Source organism: Micromonospora sp. CNZ295 (assembly GCF_004217535.1).
In genome coordinates, this window is record NZ_SHKZ01000001.1 from 4,870,474 (window position 1) to 4,896,138 (window position 25,665).

At 69.6% G+C, this 25,665-nt stretch carries 24 protein-coding genes; 4 read left to right on the plus strand and 20 right to left on the minus strand.

Going from position 1 to position 25,665, the window contains the following annotated elements; all coding sequences use genetic code 11:
• Positions 1–23: 23 nt before the first annotated feature.
• Together EV376_RS22755 and EV376_RS22760 are read right to left on the minus strand one after the other, a co-directional pair.
• Positions 24–710 (minus strand): isochorismatase family protein, encoded by a 687-nt coding sequence (locus EV376_RS22755; protein WP_130326372.1) that lies wholly within the window; start codon positions 708–710, stop codon positions 24–26.
• Positions 707–2,107: a peptidase dimerization domain-containing protein gene (locus EV376_RS22760; RefSeq protein WP_207228316.1), complete on the minus strand. Its 1,401-nt coding sequence runs from the start codon at positions 2,105–2,107 to the stop codon at positions 707–709. Before EV376_RS22760 ends, EV376_RS22755 begins: the two co-directional genes overlap by 4 nt.
• 328 nt (positions 2,108–2,435) lie before the next feature.
• Between EV376_RS22760 and EV376_RS22765 the strand changes: the two genes are divergently transcribed.
• Positions 2,436–3,233 carry an alpha/beta fold hydrolase gene (locus tag EV376_RS22765; protein WP_207228318.1) on the plus strand — a complete coding sequence of 266 codons (798 nt, stop codon included), beginning with the start codon at positions 2,436–2,438 and terminating at the stop codon, positions 3,231–3,233.
• Positions 3,230–4,000, plus strand: coding sequence for an IclR family transcriptional regulator (locus EV376_RS22770; RefSeq protein ID WP_130326379.1), 771 nt, complete (start codon positions 3,230–3,232; stop codon positions 3,998–4,000). The genes EV376_RS22765 and EV376_RS22770 overlap by 4 nt, the downstream gene beginning before the upstream one ends.
• A gap of 579 nt (positions 4,001–4,579) precedes the next feature.
• Here EV376_RS22770 and EV376_RS22775 read toward each other — a convergent pair.
• Complete coding sequence (locus EV376_RS22775) at positions 4,580–5,869, minus strand: M20/M25/M40 family metallo-hydrolase (protein ID WP_130326381.1); 1,290 nt, start codon at positions 5,867–5,869, stop codon at positions 4,580–4,582.
• Positions 5,870–5,883: 14 nt separating this feature from the next.
• Here EV376_RS22775 and EV376_RS22780 point away from each other — a divergent pair, with 14 nt between their 5' ends.
• Positions 5,884–7,311, plus strand: coding sequence for an MmgE/PrpD family protein (locus EV376_RS22780; protein WP_165438058.1), 1,428 nt, complete (start codon positions 5,884–5,886; stop codon positions 7,309–7,311).
• A 6-nt stretch (positions 7,312–7,317) separates the two neighbouring features.
• On the opposite strand, the gene EV376_RS22785 is transcribed toward EV376_RS22780, so the two are convergent.
• The 8 genes from EV376_RS22785 to EV376_RS22820 all read right to left on the minus strand — a co-directional run bounded on the left by EV376_RS22785 (position 7,318) and on the right by EV376_RS22820 (position 15,192).
• Complete coding sequence (locus EV376_RS22785; RefSeq protein ID WP_130326386.1) at positions 7,318–8,340, minus strand: asparaginase; 1,023 nt, start codon at positions 8,338–8,340, stop codon at positions 7,318–7,320.
• Complete coding sequence (locus EV376_RS22790; protein ID WP_207228320.1) at positions 8,337–9,125, minus strand: SRPBCC family protein; 789 nt, start codon at positions 9,123–9,125, stop codon at positions 8,337–8,339. Before EV376_RS22790 ends, EV376_RS22785 begins: the two co-directional genes overlap by 4 nt.
• A gap of 30 nt (positions 9,126–9,155) precedes the next feature.
• Positions 9,156–10,361, minus strand: coding sequence for an iron-containing alcohol dehydrogenase (locus EV376_RS22795; protein ID WP_130326388.1), 1,206 nt, complete (start codon positions 10,359–10,361; stop codon positions 9,156–9,158).
• Positions 10,362–10,448: 87 nt separating this feature from the next.
• Entirely contained in the window at positions 10,449–11,600 is a 1,152-nt protein-coding gene (locus EV376_RS22800) for an MFS transporter (RefSeq protein WP_130326390.1), read from the minus strand.
• Between the two features lie 30 nt (positions 11,601–11,630).
• Positions 11,631–12,386: an ABC transporter permease gene (locus EV376_RS22805; protein WP_130326392.1), complete on the minus strand. Its 756-nt coding sequence runs from the start codon at positions 12,384–12,386 to the stop codon at positions 11,631–11,633.
• Positions 12,373–13,212: an ABC transporter ATP-binding protein gene (locus EV376_RS22810; protein WP_130326394.1), complete on the minus strand. Its 840-nt coding sequence runs from the start codon at positions 13,210–13,212 to the stop codon at positions 12,373–12,375. Before EV376_RS22810 ends, EV376_RS22805 begins: the two co-directional genes overlap by 14 nt.
• Before the next feature lie 49 nt (positions 13,213–13,261).
• Positions 13,262–14,053, minus strand: coding sequence for an ABC transporter permease (locus tag EV376_RS22815; protein WP_165438059.1), 792 nt, complete (start codon positions 14,051–14,053; stop codon positions 13,262–13,264).
• A 56-nt stretch (positions 14,054–14,109) separates the two neighbouring features.
• Complete coding sequence (locus EV376_RS22820) at positions 14,110–15,192, minus strand: ABC transporter substrate-binding protein (RefSeq protein ID WP_165438060.1); 1,083 nt, start codon at positions 15,190–15,192, stop codon at positions 14,110–14,112.
• Between the two features lie 935 nt (positions 15,193–16,127).
• On the opposite strand from EV376_RS22820, the gene EV376_RS22825 reads away from it, so the two are divergent.
• The gene (locus EV376_RS22825) at positions 16,128–17,075 is read left to right on the plus strand and encodes an XdhC family protein (RefSeq protein WP_130326400.1); all 948 of its coding nucleotides are present in this window, start codon (positions 16,128–16,130) and stop codon (positions 17,073–17,075) included.
• An 86-nt stretch (positions 17,076–17,161) separates the two neighbouring features.
• Here EV376_RS22825 and EV376_RS22830 read toward each other — a convergent pair whose 3' ends face one another.
• The 9 genes from EV376_RS22830 to EV376_RS22870 all read right to left on the minus strand — a co-directional run bounded on the left by EV376_RS22830 (position 17,162) and on the right by EV376_RS22870 (position 25,658).
• Positions 17,162–17,419, minus strand: a complete 258-nt coding sequence (locus EV376_RS22830) for a hypothetical protein (RefSeq protein WP_130326402.1) — start codon at positions 17,417–17,419, stop codon at positions 17,162–17,164.
• A gap of 349 nt (positions 17,420–17,768) precedes the next feature.
• Complete coding sequence (locus EV376_RS22835; RefSeq protein ID WP_130326404.1) at positions 17,769–18,635, minus strand: FAD binding domain-containing protein; 867 nt, start codon at positions 18,633–18,635, stop codon at positions 17,769–17,771.
• Between the two features lie 20 nt (positions 18,636–18,655).
• A complete protein-coding gene (locus tag EV376_RS22840; protein ID WP_130326406.1) occupies positions 18,656–20,908 on the minus strand; it encodes a xanthine dehydrogenase family protein molybdopterin-binding subunit in 2,253 nt (750 codons plus the stop codon).
• On the minus strand, positions 20,905–21,408 hold the full coding sequence (locus tag EV376_RS22845; protein WP_165438061.1) for a 2Fe-2S iron-sulfur cluster-binding protein: 504 nt from the start codon (positions 21,406–21,408) through the stop codon (positions 20,905–20,907). Before EV376_RS22845 ends, EV376_RS22840 begins: the two co-directional genes overlap by 4 nt.
• A 272-nt stretch (positions 21,409–21,680) precedes the next feature.
• A complete protein-coding gene (locus EV376_RS22850; RefSeq protein ID WP_130326410.1) occupies positions 21,681–22,355 on the minus strand; it encodes an SRPBCC family protein in 675 nt (224 codons plus the stop codon).
• Positions 22,356–22,459: 104 nt separating this feature from the next.
• Entirely contained in the window at positions 22,460–23,062 is a 603-nt protein-coding gene (locus EV376_RS22855) for a thiamine pyrophosphate-dependent enzyme (RefSeq protein WP_130326411.1), read from the minus strand.
• Entirely contained in the window at positions 23,059–23,565 is a 507-nt protein-coding gene (locus EV376_RS22860) for a thiamine pyrophosphate-binding protein (protein ID WP_130326413.1), read from the minus strand. Before EV376_RS22860 ends, EV376_RS22855 begins: the two co-directional genes overlap by 4 nt.
• Positions 23,566–23,640: 75 nt before the next feature.
• Positions 23,641–24,939 (minus strand): hypothetical protein, encoded by a 1,299-nt coding sequence (locus EV376_RS22865; protein ID WP_130326415.1) that lies wholly within the window; start codon positions 24,937–24,939, stop codon positions 23,641–23,643.
• The gene (locus tag EV376_RS22870; protein WP_165438062.1) at positions 24,939–25,658 is read right to left on the minus strand and encodes an isochorismatase family protein; all 720 of its coding nucleotides are present in this window, start codon (positions 25,656–25,658) and stop codon (positions 24,939–24,941) included. Before EV376_RS22870 ends, EV376_RS22865 begins: the two co-directional genes overlap by 1 nt.
• Positions 25,659–25,665: the final 7 nt, after the last annotated feature.

The window sequence follows — 25,665 nt, forward strand, 5'->3', positions numbered from 1 at the left end:
GCTGGGACGCGGTCCTGCGGCGGTCACGCCAGCCCTCGCGTCGACAGCCAGGCCACCGAGTCGTCCAACTGGATGACGTCGGCGTACTTGGCGTCCATCTCGTACAGGCTGACCGCGGCCGACAGCCGGGACCGGTCGAAGACCGCCTGCTCGACGACGAACGGCGCGAACCCGTGCGAGAACGCATCCACGACGCTGGCACGGACACACCCGGAGGTGGTGCAGCCGGCGACGACGACGCTGTCGACCCCGAGTGAGTGCAGGTAGGTCGCCAGCGGGGTGTTGAAGAAGGCGCTCGCCCGCGGCTTGTCGATCACCAGCTCGCCGTCGCGCGGCGCCGCCGCCGGGGCGAAATCGACCGCGCCGGGGCGACCGTTGACGTATTCACCGGCGAGTTCCCCCTTGACGGTGGGTCCGAGAAACCGGCCGGCCAGCCCGCTGGGTCGCAGGTGGACGATGGGCACGCCGCCTTCGCGAGCGGCCGCCAGCACGGCCGCCACCCCCGGCAGCGCCTCGTGGGCGGCGGGGCCGCACGCGGTCGGCCACTGCGCTATGGCGGACTTGAGATCCCCTCCCGGTGGGCCGACGAACGAGGTGACGACGTCGATCACCAGGAGCGCCGGGCGTACCCCACGGTCCTGGCGATGCGTGAAGGAGCGGTAGGCCGTACCCTCCGCACCGGCGAACACCTCGTGCCACCAACGGGTCATCGGGTCCCCTTCCCCTCGGTCGGCGCGGTGCCGATCTGCTCGATCTCGTTTCTGGGTCGCGCGCAGGCGTCGATCACCGCGGCGACCAGCAGCCGGGTCAGCTGGATCATGTTGGGCAGCGCGACCGCGTTCATGCCCATCGCGAAGTCGACCTCGGCGCCGTCGGCGTTGGAGACCCGGGGCATGCCGATCCGCGCGGTCGGGATGCCCCGGTTACGCAGGATGTTGCCGTCGGTGGCGCCGCTGGTCGTCCGATAGACTTCCTCGATCACGTGAGGCTGGTGCGTGACCGCCTCCCAGGCCCGCATGCAGGACTTGACGATCCACGCGTCGGGCGCAGTCGAGCTGCCCGGGATGGACAGGACCATCTCCCAGGAACACTCAACGTCACCGAGCCGGGCAAGCGCGTCGGCGATCGCCTCAGCGAACTGCCGGCGGGCGTCGACCGGCCGGGTGCGCGGGCTGATCCGCAGGTCGACGGTGAACTCGCAGACCGCCGGCGAGACCGCCGCCATCCGCTGCCAGCCGCCCCGGATCGACGCGACGTGCCCCTGCGGGGCGACCAGCCCCGAGGTGTTCCGGGCGGTGTACTTCGGGAACCACTTCTCCAGCTCGGCGATGAGCCGCCCGGCATCCACGATGGCGTTGCGGTACGGCAGGCGCTGCCGGCTACCGACGTAGTTGTACGTCCCGAACACCCGGACCGTGAACCAGCAGAGTCCGACCTCCTCCCAGGAGACCGACCAGCCCGGCTTGGCGAGGATCGCGTGATCCGCCTGCACGCCCTGCTCCAGCATGAAGGAGCAGCCATTGCCCTGTCCGGTGTTGGCCCGCGCGACCAGTTCGCGGCTGTTCGTCGGCATGCCTCCGGCACCGAGCCCGACCAGCACCGACCCGCGCAGCGGTACGCCGGCCGCGGCGACCGCCTCGGCGGCGGCCACCACGCAGGCGGCGTGGCCTTTCGGATTGCTCGCGCCCAGCCCGATCACCCGGTCGCCGTCCACGAAGCCCTCGGAGCGCATGTCCGGCCGCAGCTCCGGCCCCACCTGTGGCACGTCCTCCTCGGCCGTACCCACCGTGAGAGTGTCGATCGGCGCGTAGAGCAGCAGGTCGGCGCCGGTACCGTCGCCGGCCAACCGGCCGACCGCGTTGCCCTGCCGGTCGTCGATCTTCTGATACCAGGACTCCAGCCCGGACTTCGCCAGGTAGCCGGTCAGGAACTGCGCCAGCTCCCGCTCGTCTCCGGTCGGGCTCGGGATGGAGACCATCCGCACGATGAGGTCCCGCAGCCGGTCGCTGTCGATGGCCGCCCAGGCACGCTCGATCGCCGGCCGCAGTTCGGCCGGATAGCTGGCAAGGTCCGGCACGTCGCCGGCAACGGTCTGTCCCGTTGCCACGACCGACCGTGCTGACTGGTCCGACATCCGGTTTACCCCCTCTCGACTCTCGGGCCGGATCCCGCGCCGGACGGATGGGCGCGGAACTGGTGACGCCTCGCCCGGTCGACCGGGCGGCGGAACTCCCTCGGCGGGACCGATTCCCATGACGGACGGCCCCGGGACCCATAGGTTGCTGGTCCAACGGCTCGCTGGCCACCTCCGCATCCCGTTCAGTGGACCGTGCCGGCAGGCCAGCCGACCTGGAAGGATTAGCCTGAGCAGGGCACCTGCCGAACTGCCGCCGTCATCCGACAGCGAGGCCCCGACAGCGAGGATGAGATCCACGATGATCGCGCCGATGTTCTCCCCGCACTACGCCCGCACGCGCAGTGGATTGATCCACTACGTGGAGCTGGGGACCGGAGATCCACTCGTCCTGCTCCATCAGGCGCCGCGCTCGTGGGACGAGTTCCGCGAGCTGATGCCGCTGATGGCGGATCAACGCAGGGTCATCGCGCTCGACATCATCGGGTTCGGCGCATCGGAATCGATCGAGGACCACTCCATCGAGCGGTACGCCGACGCGGTGCTCGCCCTGCTCGACGAACTCGGCCTGGACCAGGTCGACGTGCTCGGGCACCAACTCGGCGGCATCGTGGCGGTTGAGGCGTCGGCCCAGCAGCCCGACCGTTTCCGACGGCTGATCCTGTCCGGCACCCCGTACGTGGACGAGGAGTTCCGGCAGCACCGCCCACAGATGCACCCGCTGAGCCTGGTCGAACTCTCCGACGACGGACGGCACCTGATGGAGATCTGGGTACGGCGCAGCGGCTTCTATCCGCCCGCGCGCCCCGACCTCCTCGATCGGTACGTCCGCGACGTTCTTCTTCAGGAGGGGCAGGCTGAGGAGGGACACCGGGCGATCACCAATTACCGCATGGAGGGACGAACCAGCTATCCCGGACCGGTGCTCTGCATCGGCGCCACGGCCGACCCGATCTCGTTCCACGAGGTGCCCCGGCTGGTACAGCAGTTGGCTGACGCGCGGTTGGAGGTCATCCAGGGTGGGATGGTGCCGCTGATGGAGCAGATGCCGGAAGAAGTGGTCGAAATTGTGACGAAATTTCTCGACGGGGCGCAATGACCACTCCTGGGGAGTCCGACCGACTCGACATGCGCTCGGTCGTCGGCAAGATCGAAATCATCCTCGACGCGTTCACCATCGACGACGTCCAGCTCTCGCTCGCCGAGTTGGTCCGCCGGACGTCGCTGCCCAAGACCACCGTCCACCGCATCTGCCAGGTCGCCACGACCTGGGGCGTGCTGGAGCGTGCCGGCGGCGATTACCGGTTGGGGCTGAGGCTGTTCGAACTCGGCCAGCGGGTGCCGCGGCAGCGCATCCTGCGGGACGCGGCCCGGCCGTACATGCAGGAACTGCTCTACAAGGCCAAGGCCGTGGTCCACCTGGCCATCATCGACGGACTCGACGCGCTGGTCGTGGAGCGGCTCTCACCGTACCGGCAGCCGACCCGGCTGACCCAGATCGCGGGTCGGATGCCGCTGCACTGCACGGCCGTGGGCAAGGCGCTGCTGGCCTTCTCGCAGGCCGATCTCGTCACCGAGGTACTGCGCGCGGGCCTGCCGCGACGGACCTCGCGCACCATCACCTCGGCCCTACACATCACCCGCGCCCTGGAGCGCGCCCGGGCGACCGGGATCGCCACCGAGGTCGAGGAGATGCATGTCGGCTACCTCGCGGTGGCTGCGCCCGTGCTCAGCTCCGAGAAGGTCGCCGTCGCGGCGCTATCGGTGACGGCTCCCCTGCACAGCAGCTCGATCGAGCAGCTCAGCGGGCTCGTCCGGGACGCCGCCGCCGGGACCGCGGCGACGCTGCGCGCATCGTTCGGCTGACCACCCGCGACGGCTCCGGCAGCGGAATCGGGCCGGACTTCCCGCACGAACCAGTCCGAGCGTGCCAGCAGGTCGAGCGCCTCCCGGACTCCGCGCCGGAGCAGGGCGGAGGCGAGCTGACGCGGATGCGCCCCGTTGCCCCGGCCGCCATCCGGCACCGTCTCCGCGACGGCCCCCCGCTTGCCGGAGCCCGGCCGCCCGCCGATCGGCACCGCGCGCAGCCGCGTCGCCCCCCGTGTGCCGTAGCGCCGAACAGCAGCCGGGCGGGTTCCGACGGGCACGCCCGACCGCGATCCCCCCGGACCGTCACCAGGAACCTCGCCGGGTCCGAAGGTGGCTCGCCGAACGCGAATCGCCGCCGACCTTGCCGGCACCGGGCGTTCGCCACGTGCCGCACGAGTCCGCCCAGTGGAACAAGCGGGTGCCCTGCTGGCCTGCGCGTTTGCGAATCTGGACCGGGCGTCACGGCCGGCCACCGGTCCCGGCGCCCGTCGCGACGGGCGCCGCAAGGGAGCCGGACGGACGGTGGGCGTGGGGAGAGTCATCGCAGCGGGCTCCGGCGGTCGTCGACGGCCGCCATCAGGACGGGGCGGCGGCCGGGCGCGGGGTACGACAGATCTCCAGCGCGGTGCGCAGGTAGATGCGGGCGCAGGCCACCAGATCGGCCTCCGCGATCGACACGTTCCCCGAACCGGTTCCCTGCCCGGGTCCGAAGGTCACCGCCGGCATACCCATCTCGTTCCAGACGTTCAGGTCACGCCACATGCTCGCCGGGGTGTGCCCCGGCGCGGCGATCCGGGCCGGGGAGACCTCCGCGCCGGTCGCGGAGCGCAGGGCCTCGACAAGTGGCTCGGCCCCGATGGCCTGGTAACCACGGCGGAACAGGTAGCACTCCACCTCCGCATCGATCCCGGCGCTGCGGACCAGGTCCCGCAGTTCCTCCTGGATCCCCAGCGGGTGGTCGCCGGGCGGCACCCGTACGTCGAGGTAGAGCGTGCAGGAGGCCGGGGTCAGGATGGGCTGGCTGGGATGTCCCGCCCGGATCGCGCCGATGTTCACCTTCGGCACCACCTCCCCGGCGTCCCGCACGGTCCGGGTCCGCTCCTGGTACTCGTACGCCCACTGCTCGATCAGCGGGACCAGCGGGGCGGCCTGGATGATTGCGTTGGGGTGCTGCCCGGGCTGGTAGGGGCGGCGCAGGTAAGGCGTGTATATGCCGCGGTCCCGGCCGCGCACCACGATCCGGAAGAACGCCTTGCCGGGCTCGACCCAGATGGGCGCGAACGAGGTGGTCTCCGCCACCACCACGAAGTCGGCGAGCCCGCCGTGTGTCGCGACGTACCGGCTGCCATGGTCCTTGCCGTGGTACCGCGGCCCCTGGAACTCGTCCACCGGCTCGTAGCCGATCTCCCCGGTCACCATCGTCAGCACCAGGTCCCCGGGGAGTTGTATGCCCGACCGGCGCAAGGTCGCGGCGGCCACCAGCCAGCACGCCATCGGCCCCTTGTCGTTGACCACGCCAACCCCGACCAGTTCGTCGCCGTCGCGCCAGGCCGTGTGGAACTCGGGCCGATCCGGCTCTCGGAAATAGGTGGTGTCCCCGCGCGCGACGGCGGTGTCCATGTGGCTGTTGAACAGCAGCGACATGCCGCCGCCAGCACCCGGTATCCGGGCCACCACATTGGCTGCCTGGTCTGGCAGGGCTCGGACGCGGCGGGGCGCGAGCCCTGCGTCGGCGCACCACTCGACGAGGTAGTCGCTGACCGCGTGTTCGCTGCCACTCGGGCTGTCGATCTGTCCCAGCGCGAGCGCCAGTTCGCTGACCTCGCGAGGATCGATCGCATCGATTACATCGAATATGTTCTTCAACGTCCCATTCCTCCGTGTATTTGAAAACTCACCGTCGAGAGAAGGACCGCACCGTGCCGAAGATCGCCGAGGTATTCGCCAGCTGGGCTGGCCAGTTGCGCCCGGAAGACCTGCCCGCCGAGATCCGCGACCGGGTTACGCTGCGCATCGCCGACGCGATCGGCCTGGTAGCCGCCGCCTGGTCGACACCGCCTGGCCGGGCGGTGCGTGACCTGGCCGGCGAGTTGGCCGGTCAGGGTGGGGCCACGCTGCTCTTCGATCCGCGGCCGATGCACCCGGCATCGGCGGCCCTGGCGCACGGCAGCCTCGTGCACGCCCTGGATTACGACGACACCTTCCCGGAGTCGGTGATCCACCCGATGGGCGTACTGCTGCCCGCCGCGCTGGCCGCTGCCACCGACGAGCGCGGCGGTGCCGAGGTGGTCGCCGCGATCGCCGCCGGCGATGAACTGCTCGCCCGGCTCGGCGCGGCTGCCGGGCGCGGGCTGCACGCCCGCGGCTTCCAGGCCACCAGCATCTTCGGCCCGCTCGCCGCCGCTCTCGTCGTCGGGGTGCTGCGGCGACGCGATCCGGCCACCATCGCCAGCGCGATGGGATTGTCCGGCAGCATGTCTGGCGGCCTGTTGGAGTTCCTCAGCGACGGCACCTGGTCCAAGCGCTTGCATCCCGGGTGGGCGGCCCACGGCGGCGTGATCGCTGACGGGCTCGCCGCCCGCGGTTTTCCAGGCCCGGCTTCGGTGGTCGAGGGCCGGCACGGTCTGTTCGCCTCGTTCCTCGCCGCCGAGGTGGACCCCACCGAGGTCACCACCGGGCTCGGCGAACGCTGGCTGTCCAGGGAGGCGGAGGTCAAGCTCTACCCCTGCGCCCACGTGCTGCACCCGTTCATCGCGATGGCCGCCGAGCTGCGCCGCCAGGGTGTCCGGGCGGCCGATCTCACCGAGATCGTCTGCGGAGTTGCGCCGTGGTACGTGCCGATTGTCTGTGAGCCGATCGCCGAGAAACTGGCGCCGGCGAGCGAGTACCAGGCCCGGACCAGCCTGCCGTTGGCGGTGGCGCTCGCCCTGCTGGACGAGGACGTCGACAGCGCCTCCTTCGAGCCGGCGAGCTTCCGCCGTCCTGAGGTACGCGAGTTGGCCCAGCGGGTCCGCTACGTCGTCGAACCCGAGCTCACCGAGGGATTCGGCGCCCGGCTGCGCCTGCACACCGCCGATCAGCAGATCGTCGGCGACCCGGGACTGCGGGTGGACGTGCCGCAGCGGGTCCGGCGGAAGTTCACCGCCGCGACCACCGCTGCAGCCGGTGCCGACGCCGGGCCGGACGACGTCACCGCCGCGGCCGATGCGCTGTGGGCGGCGGCTCGGGGACTCGACCGGCAGCCGGTCGGGAAACTGCGCAGCGCGGCGTTGCAGGTCGCCCGGCTCTGGGGCACGGCCCATCGTTAGCCGCCGTCAGCCGCGGTCGAACAGCGGCTGTATCCGCTCGGCATCGCGGCTCGTGGTCAGCGCCAACGCCAGCAACAACCTCGCCTTCCAGGGGTTGAGGTTGCCGGCGGTGACGAAGCCCCGGGAGAGATCCGCCGGCCGGGGCGTTACCCGGCCGGCGCCGACCCGGGTGGCCTGGCACACCACCACGCCGGCGGCGGCCGCCTGCTCCAGCGCGGCGGTCTCGGCCGGGGTCGGGTAGCCGGCCCCGGTGCCCGCGCTGACGATGCCGGCCGCGCCGGCGCGTACGCTCGCCTCGATCAACGCGCCGTCCGCACCCACGTACGACACCACCACGTCAACCCGGGGCACCTCCGCCAGACCGGCGACGTCGAACCGGCCCTGGGCCGGCCAGGGCTCGCGCCGGTGGTGGAAGACGACCGTCCCGTCGCCCTCGACGAACCCGAGCGGTCCCAGTTCCGCGCCCTTGAACGCCGACAGCCGGTTGGCCGACGACTTGGTCACGTCCCGAGCGGCGTGGATCGTGTCGTCCAGCAGCACCAGCACGCCCCGTTCCCGGGCGGCCTGAGACGCCGCGAGCCGGACCGCGTTGAGCAGGTTGAGCGGCCCGTCAGCACTGATTCCCGACGCCGGCCGCATGGCACCGGTCACCACGACGGGCTTGCCGGTCCGCGAGACCAGGTCGAGGAAGAACGCGGTCTCCTCCAGCGTGTTGGTTCCGTGCGTGATCACGACGCCGTCGATCTGTGGGTCGGCGGCCAGCCGCGCCACCGTCCGGCCGATGGTGAGCAGGTCATCGAGGCTCAGCGCGTGGCTCGGGGCGCTCGGCAGCGCGGCCGGACGGATCGCGGCGATGTCGGACAGTTCCGGGAGATCGGCGAGCAGCGTCTCCACCGCACGATGCTGGTTCGTCTCGCCGTACCGGGTCAGGTCGAGGCGGTTGTGCCCGACCGCCCCGATGGTCCCGCCGGTCGACACCAGCGCGACCTGCGGCACCACCGCCGGCACGGGCAGCGCGGTCGCCGTCAACGCCGGCTCCGGCGGCGCGCGAACGCGATGACGACGACCGCCGCCGCGATCGACAACGGTACGGCCAGCCGCTTGAGTACCGGCAGCACCCCGACCTCGAGCAGGTCGATCGCGTCGTCGGCCGGCGAGCGGACCGGACCGAACGGGTCGACCGACAACGATGGCGCGGCGGGCACGGTTGACGCGGCGCCGATGTTCGCCGCACCGGCAGCCGTACCGGTCGCCGCCGCGCCCGGCGCCGTGGCCTGCTCCCCGGCGGCGGATGGTGCCGTACCGGCGGTGGCGCGTCCACGGGCGAGCTCCTCCGCGAGTGCGGCGGCGAACCGGCCGATCAGCTTCTGGCCGACCTCGTCGATCACTCCGCGACCGAGCTGGGCGGGCCGCCCGGTGATCGCCAGGTCCGTGAGCACCCGCACGGTTGTCGCGTCACCGTCGGGCACGAGGGTCCCGGTCACCGTGGCCTTCGCCGTACCGGTGCCGCGACTTTCTTTCGCCGCCGCCGTCACGACCACCCGCCGAGCTGCCTCGTCGCGTTCCTCGAACCGTGCCGTGCCGCGGTAGACGACCTGCATCGGCCCGACCTTCACCTTGACGCTTCCGTCGAACTCGTCGCCGTCGACGCGGGTCACCGTTGCACCGGGCATGCACGGGGCGACGCGCTCGATGTCGAGCAGGACCTGCCACGCCTCCTCGACGGCCATCGGGACGGTGAACTCGTGTTCTAGCTGCATCTCCCCACCCAACTCGGCGTTGTTCCAAATGATCCGGGCGGCGGCGCCGGGCACGGCGGGCTCACCGCCCGCTCGGCCGCCAGCTCACCAGCAGAGCTCCAGCAGTTCCTCGATCTCCTCGAGGGAGACCTCACGCGGGCAGTACGACATCATCGGCTCCACCGATGTCGCCTTGGCCAGTTCCGGCAGGTCCGCCTTCGCCACCCCGACCTCACGCAGGGACGTCGGGATCGGCAAGGGCTCGAGCATCGCCCGCAGCCGCTCGGTGACCTGTGGCACGACCGTCTCGGGCGCGTCCCGGTCCGGCCGGGCCGAGACGCCGAGCGCGTTCGCCACCCGGTACAGCGTCCTTCCGGCGGCCGGGAGCAGCCGGCCGGCGACCGGGGCCAGGAAGATCCGGTGCGCCACGCCGTGCTGCAGCGCGTACCGGCCGCCCACCGCGTGACCGATCGAATGGACCAGCGACACCATCGCGTTGTCCGCCGCGATCCCCGACAGCATGGCGCCGATCTGCGCGTCGCCCCGGGCGGCGAGGTCGTCGCCGGCTTCGATCGACCGGGGCAGTGCGGTGGCCAGCAGGTGCAGCGCCTGGAGTGCGTAGCCGTCGGCGATCGGCTGCCGATTGCGCGAGTAGGTGGCCTCGACCGCCCGCGCCAGGGCGGTCACCCCGCTGGTCGCGGTCAGCCGGGGGCCGGTCGGTACGACGAGCAGCGGGTCGAGCACGGCAACGTCGGGCACCAGCAGCGGGTCCCGGAACAGCACCTTCTCCCCGTGCTGCTCGTCCCGGATGCCGGCCCAGGGCATCACCTCGCTGGACGACCCGGCGGTGGTAGGCACGGCGATGTGCGGGTGCGCCGTCGAGGCGAGCGCTCGTGCAGGGCGGCCCTCCCGACCCCGACCCTTGGGTACCCGGTACTCCTCCAGCGGATACTGATGCGACAGCAGCAGGATCAGGTACTTGGCGGTGTCGATGGCCGCTCCGCCGCCGAGGCTCAGCACCGCGTCGGCGCCCGACGCCTTGACGGCCTCGGCGGCGTCGGCCAGCGGGGTCATCCCGGCCTGCGGCCGGATCCCGTCGAAGACCCCGACGATCGCCTCGCCGAGCACCTCGCGCAGCGCGGCGAGCTGCGGCCCTTGGCCGACGGTGCGTCCGCAGACCACGAACACGGTGCGCGCGTCCAGATCGGCCAGTAGTTCGGGCAAGCGGCGGTGGGTGTCGACACCGGCGATCACCCGGGTACGTGGGTGGGTCTGCTCGAACCCGGTCGGTTCGGGCGTTGCCTTCGTCATCGTTCCTCCGTGAGTGCTGTCATCGCTACCGGCTCCGCCCCGGTTGGCGGCTAGCCCCGTCCCTACTGCCTCGGGCCCGGTCGGTGGTCACGGATCGGCCCGCCGGCCTGGCACGATCCACCGGCTCAGCGCCGGTATCGCGGCAAACGCCCCGATCACGGCCATCGCCGGCCCGAGCGGGAAGATCAGCAGCAACCCCGAGATGCCGAGCGGCGAGGTCAGCAGGGCCACCGCGCGGTAGGTACCGACCGTGGCGACCGCTCTGCCCCGCTCGTCCCGGGCCACTTCGCGCGCGGCCAGCGAGGAACTCAGGGTCTGCAACACTCCGGCCCCCACTCCGCTGATGACCAGCAGGACCGCGACGACCGGCAACGAACCCGGCCGCAGCCCGATGCCGGCGAGCCCGATGCCGGAGCCCAACGCCGCCATGACGTACAGGGAGCCCAGCGACCGGCCGGCGACGAGGCCGACCGCCATCGATCCGGCGATGCTGGTGGCCGACCCGAGACCGACGAGAAAGCCCACCGCCGAGGTGGCGTGCCCGGCACCGGCGAGCACCACCGGGACGTACGAGCTGAGCAGCCCGCGCCAGGTGCCGGCGGAGACCGCTGCCAGCACCGGAGCGTCGGTCCTGAGCCACCGCCGGCGACCGCGCCACCGGAGCTTCAACGGCCTGGCCGCCGCGGCGGCGGGCAGCGGCAGCGGGGCGAGGCGCAGCACCGGTAGCGCGCTCAGCGCGGTGGTCACGATGCTGAGCGCCAGGGTGGTGCGGACGGATCCACCGACCAGCCCGATCGTGGCCGGCCCGATCACCAGTCCGATCCCGCCGACGAAGTCCACCACGGCCAGCGGCCGTCGGGGTTCGGCCACCGTCCGAACCACCTGGGCCTGCAACCCGATCCAGAAGAACCCCCGCGCGATCCCCTGCCAGAGGTGCGCGAGCACGAACATCAGTAGCGACGGCGCGACCACGACGGCGGCACTGGACAGGCACAGCAGCAGCACCGCGGCCACGATCAGCCACCGCTCGGTCAGCCCACGTGGCAGCCACACAACCGCGATCCGGCTGCCGATCTGACCGGCTCCGGAGATGGCCACCAACAGGCCGACGGTCGTCGCCTGGTAGCCGTTGGCCACCGCCAGGAGGGGCAGCGCAACGGTGCTCGCCCCCAGCCCGTGACAGAACAGCAGTGCGATGGCCGCTGTCCGGGCCGCGTCCGCGCGGTCGCGCCATCTCACATCGCCTCGCCAGCCGTGTGCGCTTCGCTGTCAGACCTCCGCACTGCGGTCCTCGGCGCGCGTGATCAGCAGGTTGAAGACGGCCACCAGGACGAGGGCCACGAAGATGTACGCGTACAGCTCCGGGGTGCGAAACCCACCGGAACTCGAGGCGATCTGATATCCGAGTCCTTCCGTCGATCCGAGCAGTTCGCCGGCGAGCACGCCGATGAGGCACAGCGCCGCACCGAGCCGGATCCCGGAGAGCACGAGCGGGCGGGCCGCCGGGATGAGCACCTTGCCCACCAACTGGCGGCGGTTGGCCCCCAGAGCGGCAGCCGCGGTGACGTACCGGGTCGGCACGGCGGCGAGCGCCATCACGGTGTTCGCGGCGATTGGGAAGAAGCCGTAGAAGCCGCCGAAGACGACCTTCGACATCGGCCCGATCCCGAACAGCAGGATGCAGATCGGGTAGAAGAGAATGATCGGCACGGTCTGCGCCCAGGACAGCAACGGGGTGGCGATCTGCGAGGCAACGCTCCACCGCCCGACGATTACGCCGACCAGCAGACCGCTGACCGTGGCGAGCGCGAACGCGCCGACCAGTTCGAGCGCGGTGGTGCGCAGGCTGGTCCAGAACATGCTGTCGCGGAAGATCTCCGGGAACTCGGCGAGTACCTTCTCCGGTTGGGGTAGGAGGATCGGTGATACCCGGCCCTCCCGGGTCTGGAAGATCCAGATGGCCAGCACCACGACGGCGAGGCCGAGTTGGATCGCGACGACGGTCAACCGCTCACGCCTTTGCATGCCGCACGCCCTTCGCTCCCCCGGCCGGGCTGCCCAGTTCGGCGAGCGCGGCCGCCCGAACCTCCTCGTGGAGCAGGTCGAACAGGCCGTTCCGGGCGTGACTGAATGCTGTCGAAGTGGCGAATTCCGGCCTGCGCGGCCGAGGCTCTTCGATCGGGACGATTTCCTTGATCCGGCCGGGCCGCGCCGACATCACCACGACCCGGTCGGAGAGGAAGACCGCCTCCGCCAGGCTGTGTGTGACGAAGACGATGGTCTTGCCGGTCTGCTCCAGGATCCTGGCGAGTTCCTCGCCGAGCACCGTTCGGGTCTGCTCGTCCAGCGCGCCGAACGGCTCGTCCATCAGCAGGATCTCGGGGTCCATCGTCAGGGCGCGGGCGATGGCCACCCGCTGCTGCATGCCACCGGAGAGCTCCCCGGGGTACGCGTTGGCGAACGCGCTGAGCCCGACCAGGTCGAGGTTGGCCTCGGCCCGTTCCCGGCGCTCCCGCTTGCCGACGCCGCGGAACTCCAGGCCCGTCTCCACGTTCGCGATGATCGTCCGCCAGGGAAACAGGGTGTAGTCCTGGAAGACGAAACCGACCTTCGTCGGCACCGGGCCGGTCATGCGCTGGCCGTCCAGCAGGATTTCGCCCGAGGTCTGCCTGCGCAGGCCGCCCAGGATGTACAGCAGTGTCGACTTGCCGCAGCCACTGGGACCGATCAGGCTTACGAACTCGCCACGCCGTACCTCCAGGCTCACCGAGTCCAGCGCGGTCACTTGACGACCCCGCTGGCTCTGGTACTGCATCGAAACGTTCGTGGCGGCGAGAGCAATCTCAGTCATGGTCATCTGTGCCTTTGCTGTCTGCATACCTAGCCGGTCGTGGCGAAAGTCAGTTGGTGGTTCCTCGCCAGCGGCTCAGCCGCCGCTCCTGCCAGCGCCACAGCGAGCCGAGCAGGATCGCGAACAGCGCCATGCCCAGGACCAGGGCGTAAACCCGGTCGGAACGGAACGTGGAGGAATAGAGGCCGATGTAGTGGCCGATACCCTCCTGGGAGGCGAACAGCTCCATGATCAACACGCCGAGCAGCGCGTGCTTCATGCCGTACCAGAGAGCCGCCATCACCGCCGGCAGCGAGCCCGGAACGATAACCGTCCGCAGCGACTGCCACCGCGACGCGCCCATCGAACGCAGGGTCATCAAGAGCCGGCGATCGACCATGCGCACGCCCGCGGTCACCGTCACCGCCACCGGGAAGAATGCGGAGACCGCACCGTAGGAGATCTTCGAGGTGGTGCCGAAGCCGGCGATCAGGATGAAGATCGGAATGAAGATCATCTTCGGGGTGGAGAAGAGTCCGAGCACGATCGGGTGGAACACCCGGTAGGCCACCCGGGACAGACCCATCGCCGCACCGGCCAGCACGCCGGTCACTGCGGCGATGGCGAACGCCACCAGGAACATCCCGATCGCGCCGAGGAACGCGTTTCGCACGTCGGGCATCCCGGCGAGGTCGACCAGGGCCACGGCGACCTTGCTCGGCGGGGCGGCGAAGGTGTCGCTGATCAGGCCGGCCCGGACCGTCAGCTCCCACACCGCCAGCCACACGACCATGACCACGAAGATGCCGACCGCGGTGCGGGACACCCGCCACCGTGCCGGCGCCCCTTCGGGCTCTGACACGGCGGCGGTGTCACCTACCGCCAGACCGGCTGGCGTGCCCACCGTTTGGTTCGCGCTCATCCGGCCGCGACCGGAACGAAGCGCCCGTCCCAGAACGTCTCGATCGCCGGCTGCTTGTCGGTAATCCCCTGGTCGACCACCGACTTGGCGAGTCCTTCGAGGTTCTGCTGCGGGATGACGCCGTCCAGCGAGAGGTTGTCGATGTCGTGGTCGTAGGTCTTGGCCGCGACCGCCTGGGACACCTCGAACTTCTTCTGCATGAAGGCGATGGTCTCGTCGCGGTGGTCCTTCATGTATCGCACCGTCTCGTACCAGCCCTCGAGGTACGCCCGGACCGCGTCCTCGCGGTTCTTGATGGCGCTGTCATTGGTGACGATGTCCTCGAAGACGTTGTTCGTGACGATGCTGCCGAAGTCGAGCAGCACCCGGCCCTTGCCCTGCTCCTCAAGGGCGAAGCCGGCCTCGGCCGACCAGATGAAGGCGTCGGTCGCCTTCGACTCCATCGCCGCGAGTTGCTCGTTGAGCCCGCCCACGTTGGCCCGCTTGATCGAGTCCTCCGGCCAGCCCTGATGGGTCGCGATGCTCTTGGCCAGGTAGTCCGTCAGGGAGCCGGCCGCCGAGACCCCGATGGTCTTGCCACGCAGGCCGTTGATGTCGGTGATCGTGGAGTCCTTCGGCACCACGACCAGCATCATCTTGAAGTCCTTGCCGATCAGGCCGGTGATCTTGGCGGGAACACCGCTCAGGATGGCGTCCACGCCCGACGCCCCGGCGGTCAGGCCCATGTCCGCCTGGTTCGCGGCCATCGCCTGGGAGACCTGGCCGCTGCCCTGGACATACAGGTTCTCGACCTTGAGGCCCCGCTTCTGCCAGACGCCCATCTCGAGGCCGTACTCCGCAGGGAGGAACTCGAAGGTCTGCTGCGTACCGACTGCGACCTTGATGGTTCCGAGTCCGCCGCCCTCGCCCCCATCCCGGTCATCGCCGCTTCCGCACGCCGCCGCGCCAAAAAGCATCAAAGCCGCCGCCGCGGCAACCAACGAAACCCTCTTCTTACCCTTCATGCCGGCCCTCTTCTCATCAGTCAACATGAGATCGAAAGTGCACCTGAGGAACTGATGGCAGCGAGTGCCATCCACCGGCGCACCAGTTTCGAGCCAAACCCGAACCAGAGCGGTGGTAATGGTTCCTAGGCGGACTCGACCCGGTCGTCGCCCCGGTACGACAGGTTGGTGTGCGACAGGTGACGAAGCCAACATCCTGACCTTGAGCAGGGGCAAGGGCACCATCCCGGTCAGCGGAACGACCAGGCGCACGGGCCGGCGAGCATCGCTTCCTCAACACGAAGCGCAACGACTCAACCCCCTCTCGTGCCCGGCGCGCAGGAGATCTTGGACACTGTACGGACGGTGGCGGTCGAGGACAATGAGTTGGCACCGGAAGCGGACACCAGCCGCGGCCGGGCATGTAGAAACGCTAACTGCACCAAAACCGGACGTGGCTCTTCATTCACCGGGTCCGTGTTGCGTGGATTCGCCTCCGATCGGCCAATTGCCCCGCCCAGAATCGCGCGATGTGGCGCCACGGGGTGGCCCGGATATTGGGTTGACAATCCTCGATGATTTGCGCCCCGCACCGGTGGCTCCCACCGACGAATTATCGCTCTTGGTCGATGCCGGGCCACGGCAATCCGCTCCAGCAAATGCGACCAGCGCACAGGACACGGCCCGAAAGAGCGGTTAATCGAGCTGAACCGTAGAGCCCTTCCTTGAAAGACCGAGATGCGGCTGCGGTTTTGCGTTGACTGGCTTATCTTCTGGACAACTCAACGGCTGACTCCATGGTGAGCTCGGGCCTGCCAACGGTCAGGCGTCCGACCGGGCCAAAAGCCCGAACCTCACGGCGGTCAACGCCATCGCCGACAAACGGGAGCCTTGATCGAGTGTCACCCGGTACATCTCCAGTTCGGCAGAGCCGCACCGGCGTCGGCTCCGCAAGGTCCCGTTGGAGTGCGCGCTGAGTGCCGTTGCCGGGTTGGTTCTCGCGGCCGGCGGTGGTCGACGCTGGAGGTGCCATGCGTGACGTACTGAACGACCTGCTCGCCTGGTGGCGGGCCGGCCAGAAGGTCGGCCTGGCCACGGTCGTGCGGACCTGGCGCAGCGCCCCCCGCCCCGCCGGCGCGACAATGGCGGTCGGACCCGATGGCACCGTCGTGGGCAGCGTGTCCGGCGGCTGCGTCGAAGGCGCCGTCTACGACCTGTGCAACGAGGTCATCCAAACCGGCCGACCCCGCGTGGACGGGCCAGAAGACCAGCTCGGTTCCCGCCTACTGGTCTGGACCGACCGCCACGCCGGCTCGCTGGGATCCGCGCGCCTGGACGCCGCCGCCGCCAACGACGCCCGAGGCCTGCTCGCCGCCGGCCGCACCGGCACCCTTCACTACGGCCCCGACGGCCAACGACAAGGCGACGCACTGACCCTGTTCGTCGCCTCGTACGCACCCCCGGCCCGGATGATCGTCTTCGGAGCCATCGACTTCGCCGCCTCCGTAGCACAGATCGGCACGTTCCTCGGCTACAACGTCACAGTCTGCGACGCCCGACCCGTATTCGCGACACCCAAACGATTCCCCAGCGCCGACCAGGTCGTCGTCGACTGGCCACACCGCTACCTACGCACCGAAATCGACGCCGGCCGCACCGACAACCGCACCGTGGTCTGCGTCCTCACCCACGACCCCAAATTCGACGTACCAGTACTACAGATAGCCCTACGCCAGAACCTCGCATACGTCGGCGCAATGGGCTCCCGCCGCACCCACAACGACCGCCTCACCCGCCTACGCGCGGCCGGCCTCACCGACCAGGAACTACAGACACTCTCCTCCCCCATCGGCCTCGACCTCGGCGCCCGCACCCCCGAAGAAACCGCCATCAGCATCGCCAGCGAAATCATCGCAGCCCGCTGGGGCGGCACCGGCGCCAGACTCACCACACTGCCCGGCCGCATCCACCACGACTGACACCCATCACGGATCGGCCGTCCAGGGCGCGGCCGCGAGGCGTTCGTTGGCGACGCTTGTGTCACGCCAGAGGAGTTGGCGCCGGATCAGAGCGACGGCTCGCGGTAGCGGGGCTCGCCGACGAAGCCGCGACGGGGACGGCAGGAGACAGTCGTGATGTCGCCGTCGCCTCCAAAGCCCGTGAAGGCAGGGCAGATTTGACAACGGTCGATATCGATATCGCCCTGACGCAGTGGGCACCAAACGACACCGTTATCGACGATGCGAGTGCTTTTCCTGAGGTAGCCACTTGGTCGCCAGGGCATTTCGAACTCCTTGGTCCAGGTAACGAGCAGTCCGATCATCCGCTGACGCAAGTGCAGGAGTCAGGGTCAAAGGTCCCATGCACCGGGCCTATCCGACCCGGTCCAACTCCTGCCGGATTGTCGGGTCGAGCAGTCCGCGTCGTTCGTCAGATGAGCACCGGTCGGCGGCAGATCAGCGAGGCGCCTAACCGGCCGCCGCAGTACGGAAGTGGTGAGGCCGGATGAACCGAACCCGCTCGTGCCCGTCCACCAGCGCCGCCTTCTCGTGGCCGCCACGACGAACGCCGGGGCGTTGGCGCTCACCCGACTGAATCGAAGTGCGCCGAGCGGCACCGGCGCTTTCCCGCCAGGGCGTGGTCCGCGGTTTCCATGCCCTCGCCCGCCGCGATCAGTCGCGCGCGTGCAGGGTCGCCAGCGCCTCCGCGGTCGCGCGCCGGACCAGCACGGAGGTGAGCTGGCGCAGGTACGCCTCGTCGCCCTCAGAAGCCACCAGCATCGTTTCGGCCGTGGCCACCCCTACCTGGCGGAGCAGTTCATCCCCGGCATCGACACCAGCGCCGAGCAGTAATCCCGCGGGCTCGGTGAGGCTCGCCGGCACCGGCGTGGCCGCGCCCACGGCAACCTGCGCCGCGGTGACGACCCCGTCGGCGGCGGTGAGCAGGACCGACGCGACGACGGCGGGCCGCTCGGCCAGCACGAACCGCTGGTGCGCCAGGGCGCTGCCGGGAGGCGGCAGCGGCACCTCGATCTGCACGATGAGCTCATCGGGCGCGAGCACGGTCTGAAACGGCTCAGGCAGCAGGTCCGCCGCCGACACGGTACGGGTCGCCCCGCCTGGTCCCCGGCAGGACATGCGCGCGCCGACCGCAACCAGGAACGTGGCCGGGTCGGAGTGCGGCTCACCGAAGGCCAGGTTCCCACCGAGGGTCCCGCTGTTGCGCACCCGCGGATTCGCCACCTGCCGCTCCGCGGCGGCGAACGCGGGTAGCACTCTGGCCACCTCCGGCGACCGCTCGATCTGCTGATGGGTCGCGGTTGCCCCGATGCGCAGCGTGCCGTCGGCCACCGCAATGCCGGCGAGGTCCGGAACCCCCTTGAGGTCGACCAACACGGGGTAGTCGGCCAGGCCGAGCTTCATCGCCACCACCAGTTCAGTGCCGCCCGCGTAGGCGACGGCGTCACCGTCGTACTCGGCGAGCAGGTCGCAGGCCTCCGCGACCGACTCTGGCCGGCAGATGGTGAAGGTCGGCAGCATGGCGCTCCAATCTCGACGGGTCAGGCCGGGTCAGCGCTGGCCGGGGTCTGCTGGATCCACCGCCACACTCGGTCGGGGGACATCGGTAGCTCACGAACTGGCACGCCGGCGTCGGTCACAGCGTTGACCAGCGCGGCGGTCAGGCCGCCGAAGACTCCCTCGCCGCAGCCCTTGGCACCGAAGGGGCCGGGTCCGTCGCCGTTCTCGACGATCACGCAGGTCATCTCGGTGGGAGCGTCCAGGACCGTCGGCACCCGGTAGTCCAGCAGGCTGTCGTTGAGCAGGACGCCGTCCTCGCTGAACCGCATCTCCTCGAAGAAGGCGTTGCCGATCACCTGGAGCGTGCAGCCCTCGTCCTGGCGTTCGACGAGGCTCGGGTTCATCGCCCGTCCCACGTCGGCCACGGTCACCACTCGGGGCACGTCGACCTGCCCGGTCTCCGGGTCCACCGACACCTCCGCGCCGGCCACGCAGACCTCCCAGAACAGGGCCGGCCCGGGTCCGGTCAGCTCGTCGGCGTCGCCGTCCGCAGCGATCGATCCGCCCGCCGCCAGTTCGGTGAGATCCCAGGACTGGCCGTCCGCGCTGATTCGCCCGTCCCGCAGGGTCAGTTCACCGATCGGCACACCCCAGCGTTCGGACGCCGCGGCCAGCACCGAATCCCGCAGCCGTTGGCTGGCCCGCTGCACCGCCAGCCCGGCAACCGTCGTCGAACGGCTGGCTCCGGTGGAACGGTCGTACGGCGTCCGGCCGGTGTCGGTGGGCGGTACCTCGACCCGCTCCACCGGAAGGCCGAGCACCTCTGCCGCGATCTGGGCGTGCACGGTCCGGGCGCCCTGCCCGATCTCCTGTGAGCCGACGTGCACCGCCACGCGGCCGTCCGGCTGCAGTTCGACCCGGGCCTTCGACCGGGGCGACACACCGGCCGGTGAGACGCCGACAGAGATACCCCGCCCCCGCCACGCGGGCAGCTCGCCGCCCCAGTCCAGGCGCCGGGCCACCTCGCGCAGGTCACCAGCGAGGTCGGCGTCGAGCGGGCGCTGCCCCGGGATCAGGGTTTCGCCCCGGTCGAGCAGGTTGCGCAGCCGCAGCTCCAGCCGGTCGATGCCGAGCAGTGCCGCTACCTCGTCGACCTGCGACTCACCCACCCACTGCAGGTGGGCGGCACCGAAGCCACGGTACGACCCGGACGGCGGTAGGTGCGTGTAGACGCAGGCGGCGTCGACGTCCACCTGCTCCCATCGGTACGGGCCGACTGCGGCCATCCCGGCCACAATGGTGACCGTCGGTCCGTTGTCGGCGTACGCCCCGGTGTCCATCCAGATGCGTGCCTGGCGGGACACGAAGCGCCCGTCCGGGCGCACAACGGTGCGCATCCGGCAGCGCATTCCGTGCCGGCGGGTGGTCACCATCGCATCCTCGACCCGGTTCACCAGCCGAACCGGGCGGCCTGTTGCCCGGGCGACCGCGACCGCCACCGGTTCCATTTTCGCGTACGACTTGCTGCCGAAGCCGCCGCCGACGTACGGCACCTGCACCCGCACCTGCTCCGCCGGCAGGCCGAACACGGTGGCGAGTTCCTGCCGGACCAGGAATGGGTGCTGGCAGGAGGAGTGAACGCTGATTCCGTCCGGCTCCCAGCTCGCGATCACTACATGCGGCTCCATCGCGTACTGGTAGACCGCGGGGAACAGGTACTCGTGTTCGACCACCACGGCGTCGGTCTCGTCGACCTTGGCGTCCCGCTCGTGCTGGACCCGGTAGTGGTAGAAGTCGTTGTACGTGCTCAGTTGGGTGTCTGGCGGGCAGGAAAAACCCCTACGTGGTGGCCGGTCGTGCACCCGGGCCGCGCCCGGCGCTGCCGCCGCGGCCACGTCGAGCAGGGCGGGCAGTTCCTCGTAGTCGACCTCGATAGCCGTCACCCCGGCCGCCGCCGCCTCCTCGGTGTCGGCTGCGACCGCGGCCACGATCTCGCCCACGAAGCGCACCACCCCGTCGGCAAAGATCGGCCGGTCGCGTACATAGTGACCCCACATGGCGTCGAGGTCGGTGAGGTCGGCAGCGGTGACCACCGCCACCACGCCCGGCACCTCAAGGGCGGCGCCGGTGTCGAGGGCAGCGATCCGGGCGTGCGCGACGACGCTGCGCAGCAGTTTGACGTGCAGCACTCCGGGTGCCGGCAGATCGGCTCCGTAGAGCGCCGCTCCGGACAGCTTGGCGGCTAGGTCGGGCCGGGTGACCGAACGCCCGACGGTGGTACCGGGGGGCGTCACGGCTGCTCCCCGGTGGTCACGGCCGCGTCGGGTCCTGGCGCCGGCGGGATGCCGGCGATCTCGCAGATGGCGTCCACGATCGCCCGGTAACCGGTGCACCGGCAGAGGTTCCCGGCGAACTCCCGCTGGACGTCCTCGCGAGAGCGTAGGGCGCCCCGCTCAAGGAGCGGCTTGAGAGTCATCACGAAACCTGGCGCACAGTAGCCGCACTGGAACGCGTTGTGGGCGGCGAAGGCGTCCGCCACGGCTGCAAACCCGTCCTCAGCGGCAAAACCCTCGATTGTCTGCACCTCGTGGTCCCCGGCGTCGTGCGCGAGCAGACAGCAGGAGCTCACCGGCTCCCCGCCGACCAGCACGGTGCAGGTACCGCAGACCTGCATGTCGCACGAGCGCTTCGCACCGGTCAGTCCGAGCCGGTCACGCAGAACATCGAGCAGCAGGGCGTTATCGGCCAGCTCCAGCTCGTGTACGGTGCCGTTGACCTTCAGCCGTACCCCCACGCGGGGCTCCTTTCCACCTGGGCACGCCACCGGCGACCAGTACACCGGTACCGGCAGGGCCTGCCTACCGCGCCCGCCCACTCAGCGGAACGACCGGCTCCCCCAGCAACCGAATGCCATGATTCCTCACCGATCCGCCGCCCGGGCCGCCCGGCTGCGGGGCAGAGGACCTGCTCAAACCGGGGGTCGTCGACCGAATAGGTTCAACCGGTCCCGGCAACCACGCTGATCGTCCTCCGTTGGTTATCACCTCGTCCCGGGAAGAGGGACGCTCAGCGCCGATGCCGGCGCCGGCGGAACAGCCCTGCCACCACGAGCGCCGCCAGGGTGACCGCGGCCGCCGGCAGAGCGAGCCGCTTCAGCACCGGAACCGCCCCGACGTCGAGCAGGTCGATCGCCTCCTCGGTGGCCCGCCGATCCGGCCAGTAATCCGCCGGGGCAAACGGGGCGGCGGACGGTGACGCCAAAGCGGGTGCCGGTGCCGCGGCCGTCGCCGGTTGACGGTGGGCCAGCTCGGCGGCCAGCGACTCGGCGAACCGGCCAATCAGCTTCTGCCCGACCTCGTCCATCACCCCTCGGCCGAGTTGCGCCGGCTTGCCCGTGATGGCCAGGTCGGTCAACACCTGCACCCGCGTCGCGTTCTCGGCCTCGGGGACCAGCGTTCCGGTCACCTTCGCTTTCGCCGTACCCGTGCCGCGCGCCTCCTTGCCGCTGGCCGCCACGACCACTCGCCGGGCTGCGACGTCACGTTCGACGAACCGGCCCGTGCCCCGGTACATCACCTGCATCGGACCGACCTTCACCTTGACGGTGCCGTCGAACTCGTCACCGTCGACCCGGGTCACCGCCGCTCCCGGCATACACGGCGCGACGCGCTCGAGGTCGAGCAGCACCTGCCACGCCTCCTCGATGCCGACCGGCACGGTGAACTCATGTTCCAGCTGCATGGCTCTCCACCTTCCCGTTGCCTGCCGGCGACCATCACCAGCAGGACTTCAGCAGTTCCTCGATTTCCGGCGCCCATAAGGTCGAGGCCAGCGACCGGGGATCGTCAGCCCCGGCCGATGAACGGAACAGCCTTGTTCTCGGTTCGTTCGAGGTAGCGCGCGAACGTGTACTTGTTCTCGGCAAGATCTGTGGTGGGTCGTGGAATCTCCCGGTGCAGAAAGCTCTCTTCGACCTTGCAGACATAGAATCCAAATTCGTCTTCGTCGAGCGCGCGGAGACCCCTGTTCCTGAAGTCTTCGATGTCCTCAATCGTGTGCGCATTGGTGATACCCGCACCCCGCGCGATGGCCGTCAGGTCGGCATTGCCGGCCGTTGCGGTCGGATAGCTGATCCGGCTGCCGCTGTAAACGCCGTTGTCGAAGACGTATACGAGCAGGTTCTTCGGCCGCATGTTGCCAAGGGTCGCCAGGTTGAACAACGACAGCAACACACTCCCGTCGGAGTCCAGCGCGATCACCTTCCGGTGCGGCAGTGCCTTGGCCAGTCCCGTCGCAACCCCTATCGCGCAACCCATCATGCCGACGAGCAGGTTGCCCTCATGCTTCGACAGGTTCGACCACTCGATACGCTGGCCGCTCTGCGACGTGACCACCAACTGGTCGGTCATCCTGTCCGCCAGCAACTTCAGGCACTCATTGCGGTTCATACGGAGAACTCCCCGGAGAAGAGAAGGGCGAAGGGCGAGCGCCGGGCATTGCCTGTTCGCACGGCGTCGGCGATCTTCGTTTCGAGCTGGTCGCCGTCGTTGACCGTCGTGTACCCGATGTCCAGCCCGTCCAGTACCGGAATCGTGTGCTTGCCGATAGTCGCGTAGAGGAAACTGTTGCGCTGGTCCTGCACGCCGCCCAGATGTGCGATAACGAGGAGAATCGGCACACCGAGTTGTTTGCCGATCACGAGCAGGCTGTAGGTCGACACATAGATTCCGGTGCTCTCCATGTATACGGCAGCCTGCTTGCCGCCCAAGGTGGCGCCAGCCGCGATGGTCACGGCTTCTTGTTCACTCGCCGTCGGGACCAGCTCCATCTCCGGATCGTCACGTATCAGTGGGACGATCTGACTCAGGCGGGTTTCGGGTAGGTAGGTGACAAAGTTGATACCGGCGTCCTTCAGGCCTTGCACAAGGCGTGCGTCAAGTCCGTTCTCCATAGCGCATGCTCCATCGACTTGGTAGGGGTATCGAGCACGTGACCCGCGGCTCCCACCCGGCGGTGGGGGCCGCGGTCAGCGGTCGTAGTAGCCGGACGTGATGGCGTCGAACCAGATCTTGGCGCCCACCGCGGCGACGCCGCGCGGAAGCTCCGGTGTGGCCTTGTTGTAGTTGTGGATGCCGGCGCGCAGGTAGTAGACCTGCGCTTTCGGGGCCGGGTCGAAGGTTCGCAGCGTCGGCAGCAGGATGTTCGAGTAGTTGTCGAGCCGATGGTCCCGACTCCCCTCGTTGATGATGTAAAGCAGCGGCGGCACCGGAGGGTTCCCGGGGACGGGCAGCGGCTTGGTGTAGCTGAGGTACCGGTCGACGAGGGCCCGGCGGGCTTCAGCGTCGTAACCCTGATCGTCCGCGACGGCGTTCGCCGCCGCCGTGAGCGCCTCTTCGCCAGCGAACTGGATGAACTGCTCGGACTTGAATCCGGGATCGCCCGTGCGCCGCTCCCAGGCCTCGAAGACCTGCTCCATCAACAGCGGGAGGTGACGCCTGGCCATGTCACCGGCCTCCCACCCCAGGTAGCGAGCGGTGTCGCGCCAGGTTCTCATGGTCAGGTAGTTGAACGGGAACTGCTCGCCCCCGGATCCCGGCGGGTCCATCTTCTTCTTGATGATCCCGAACGAGCTGGTCTCCAGGCCGATCAGCCCACGCGCGTTGCCGATCCGCTGCAGCAGCATGTGCGCCTGTGGTCCGCCGGTGGAGTGCCCGTGCAGGTACAGGGAGAACTTGTCCGCAGGGAAATTGCGGGTGCAGGCGTCGAGGTACGCCGACTCGTAGGCCAGGGGCCACGCTGCCTGACGCCGGTAGAACTGGGTGCCCGGACGTGCGGCCAGGAAGAACGCGGTGCCGCCGTTGGCCCGGAGCACCGGGTCGTCGGCGTATGTCACGAGTTCGTACTCGTCGTGGCCGATCGGATCCGTGCGGTCCCAGATCGGCAGCCTCGGCCGTCCGGTGCCGTCGTCGAGAGGCTCGCCGGGCCATTCGTGGTCATCGCTGTCGTAGTGCCAGTGGCCCGGGTACGTGAGGGTGAGCGTCTTGATACCGAGCTTCCCCGCGAGGATGCTGGCGAGGTTGTCGAGGAACCGGTGGTCGCTGCCGCCGCCATGGAGGAGCAGGGCGCCGACCGCCTTGCCGTCCGAGCCGTGCAGCAGGTGCCCGGCCTCCGGCTCGTACAGCCACCCTGCGACGTCCCAAGCCATACCGGCACAGTCGATCCGGAAGTGCTCGTCGCGTCGTTCGAAGGGGACGTCGGGGCGGTCTAGCACGTCGGCCGACAGGACGGCGAGCTGACCGGCGTCGATCTCGATGATCTCGTCCATCACGAACTCGCCGCAGTGGCCCTCGGCGCGACCGAAGCGAGGTAGTCGCCGGCAGCCGCTAGGTCGATGACGTCGGCGTACTTCTGGTCCATGTCGAAGAGGTTGATCCAGTGCGACGCCTCGGTCCGGTCGAAGCACGCGTCGGCGACGACACCGACCTTGTAGCGATGCGTGGCGGCATCGACGACCGACGCGCGGACACACCCGCTGGTGGACTCTCCGCAAACGATCAACGTGTCGACCCCCAAGGCGGTGAGGTGGAACTCGAGCGGGGTTCCCTGGAAGGCGCTCGGTGCCGTCTTGTTGACCACGAGCTCACCTTCGCGCGGAGCGACCTCGTCCACGAACTGGTACGCCCGCATCTCCTCCTCGGCGGTCAGCCTGCTGAGGACGTTGCGAGTCTCGCGTGCCCACGGGCTGAGGAAGCCTGTCAGCAGGCCGATGTGAACGACCGGGACGCCGAGGTTGCGAGCTTGCTCCAGCAGCGTTGCGGTGCGGTCGACCGCCTCCCAACCCTGACTCCCGCACGACATGGGCCACCGCTCGACCGACTCCAGGATGTCGGCGCGCTCAATGCCCAAGGCGGCGTAGTAGACATCGACGAGGAGCAGCGCGGGCTTCGTCCCGAAGCCGAACGGCTGTGTCTTCTCGCGGCCTGCCCGCCGCAGGACCTCCTTGTCTCGGTCGGTCAGGAACCTGTCCCATCCGGCTTGCTCCATCGGTCTT

Excerpts from the sequence above, each read along its gene's own strand:
- EV376_RS22755 (WP_130326372.1), bottom strand. The coding sequence starts at position 710 with ATGACCCGTTGGTGGCACGAGGTGTTCGCCGGTGCGGAGGGTACGGCC.
- EV376_RS22765 (WP_207228318.1), top strand. The coding sequence starts at position 2,436 with ATGATCGCGCCGATGTTCTCCCCGCACTACGCCCGCACGCGCAGTGGA.
- EV376_RS22770 (WP_130326379.1), top strand. The coding sequence starts at position 3,230 with ATGACCACTCCTGGGGAGTCCGACCGACTCGACATGCGCTCGGTCGTC.
- EV376_RS22795 (WP_130326388.1), bottom strand. The coding sequence starts at position 10,361 with ATGACGAAGGCAACGCCCGAACCGACCGGGTTCGAGCAGACCCACCCA.
- EV376_RS22805 (WP_130326392.1), bottom strand. The coding sequence starts at position 12,386 with ATGCAAAGGCGTGAGCGGTTGACCGTCGTCGCGATCCAACTCGGCCTC.
- EV376_RS22810 (WP_130326394.1), bottom strand. The coding sequence starts at position 13,212 with ATGACTGAGATTGCTCTCGCCGCCACGAACGTTTCGATGCAGTACCAG.
- EV376_RS22825 (WP_130326400.1), top strand. The coding sequence starts at position 16,128 with ATGCGTGACGTACTGAACGACCTGCTCGCCTGGTGGCGGGCCGGCCAG.
- EV376_RS22830 (WP_130326402.1), bottom strand. The coding sequence starts at position 17,419 with ATGATCGGACTGCTCGTTACCTGGACCAAGGAGTTCGAAATGCCCTGG.
- EV376_RS22835 (WP_130326404.1), bottom strand. The coding sequence starts at position 18,635 with ATGCTGCCGACCTTCACCATCTGCCGGCCAGAGTCGGTCGCGGAGGCC.
- EV376_RS22850 (WP_130326410.1), bottom strand. The coding sequence starts at position 22,355 with ATGCAGCTGGAACATGAGTTCACCGTGCCGGTCGGCATCGAGGAGGCG.
- EV376_RS22855 (WP_130326411.1), bottom strand. The coding sequence starts at position 23,062 with ATGAACCGCAATGAGTGCCTGAAGTTGCTGGCGGACAGGATGACCGAC.
- EV376_RS22860 (WP_130326413.1), bottom strand. The coding sequence starts at position 23,565 with ATGGAGAACGGACTTGACGCACGCCTTGTGCAAGGCCTGAAGGACGCC.
- EV376_RS22865 (WP_130326415.1), bottom strand. The coding sequence starts at position 24,939 with ATGGACGAGATCATCGAGATCGACGCCGGTCAGCTCGCCGTCCTGTCG.
- EV376_RS22870 (WP_165438062.1), bottom strand. The coding sequence starts at position 25,658 with ATGGAGCAAGCCGGATGGGACAGGTTCCTGACCGACCGAGACAAGGAG.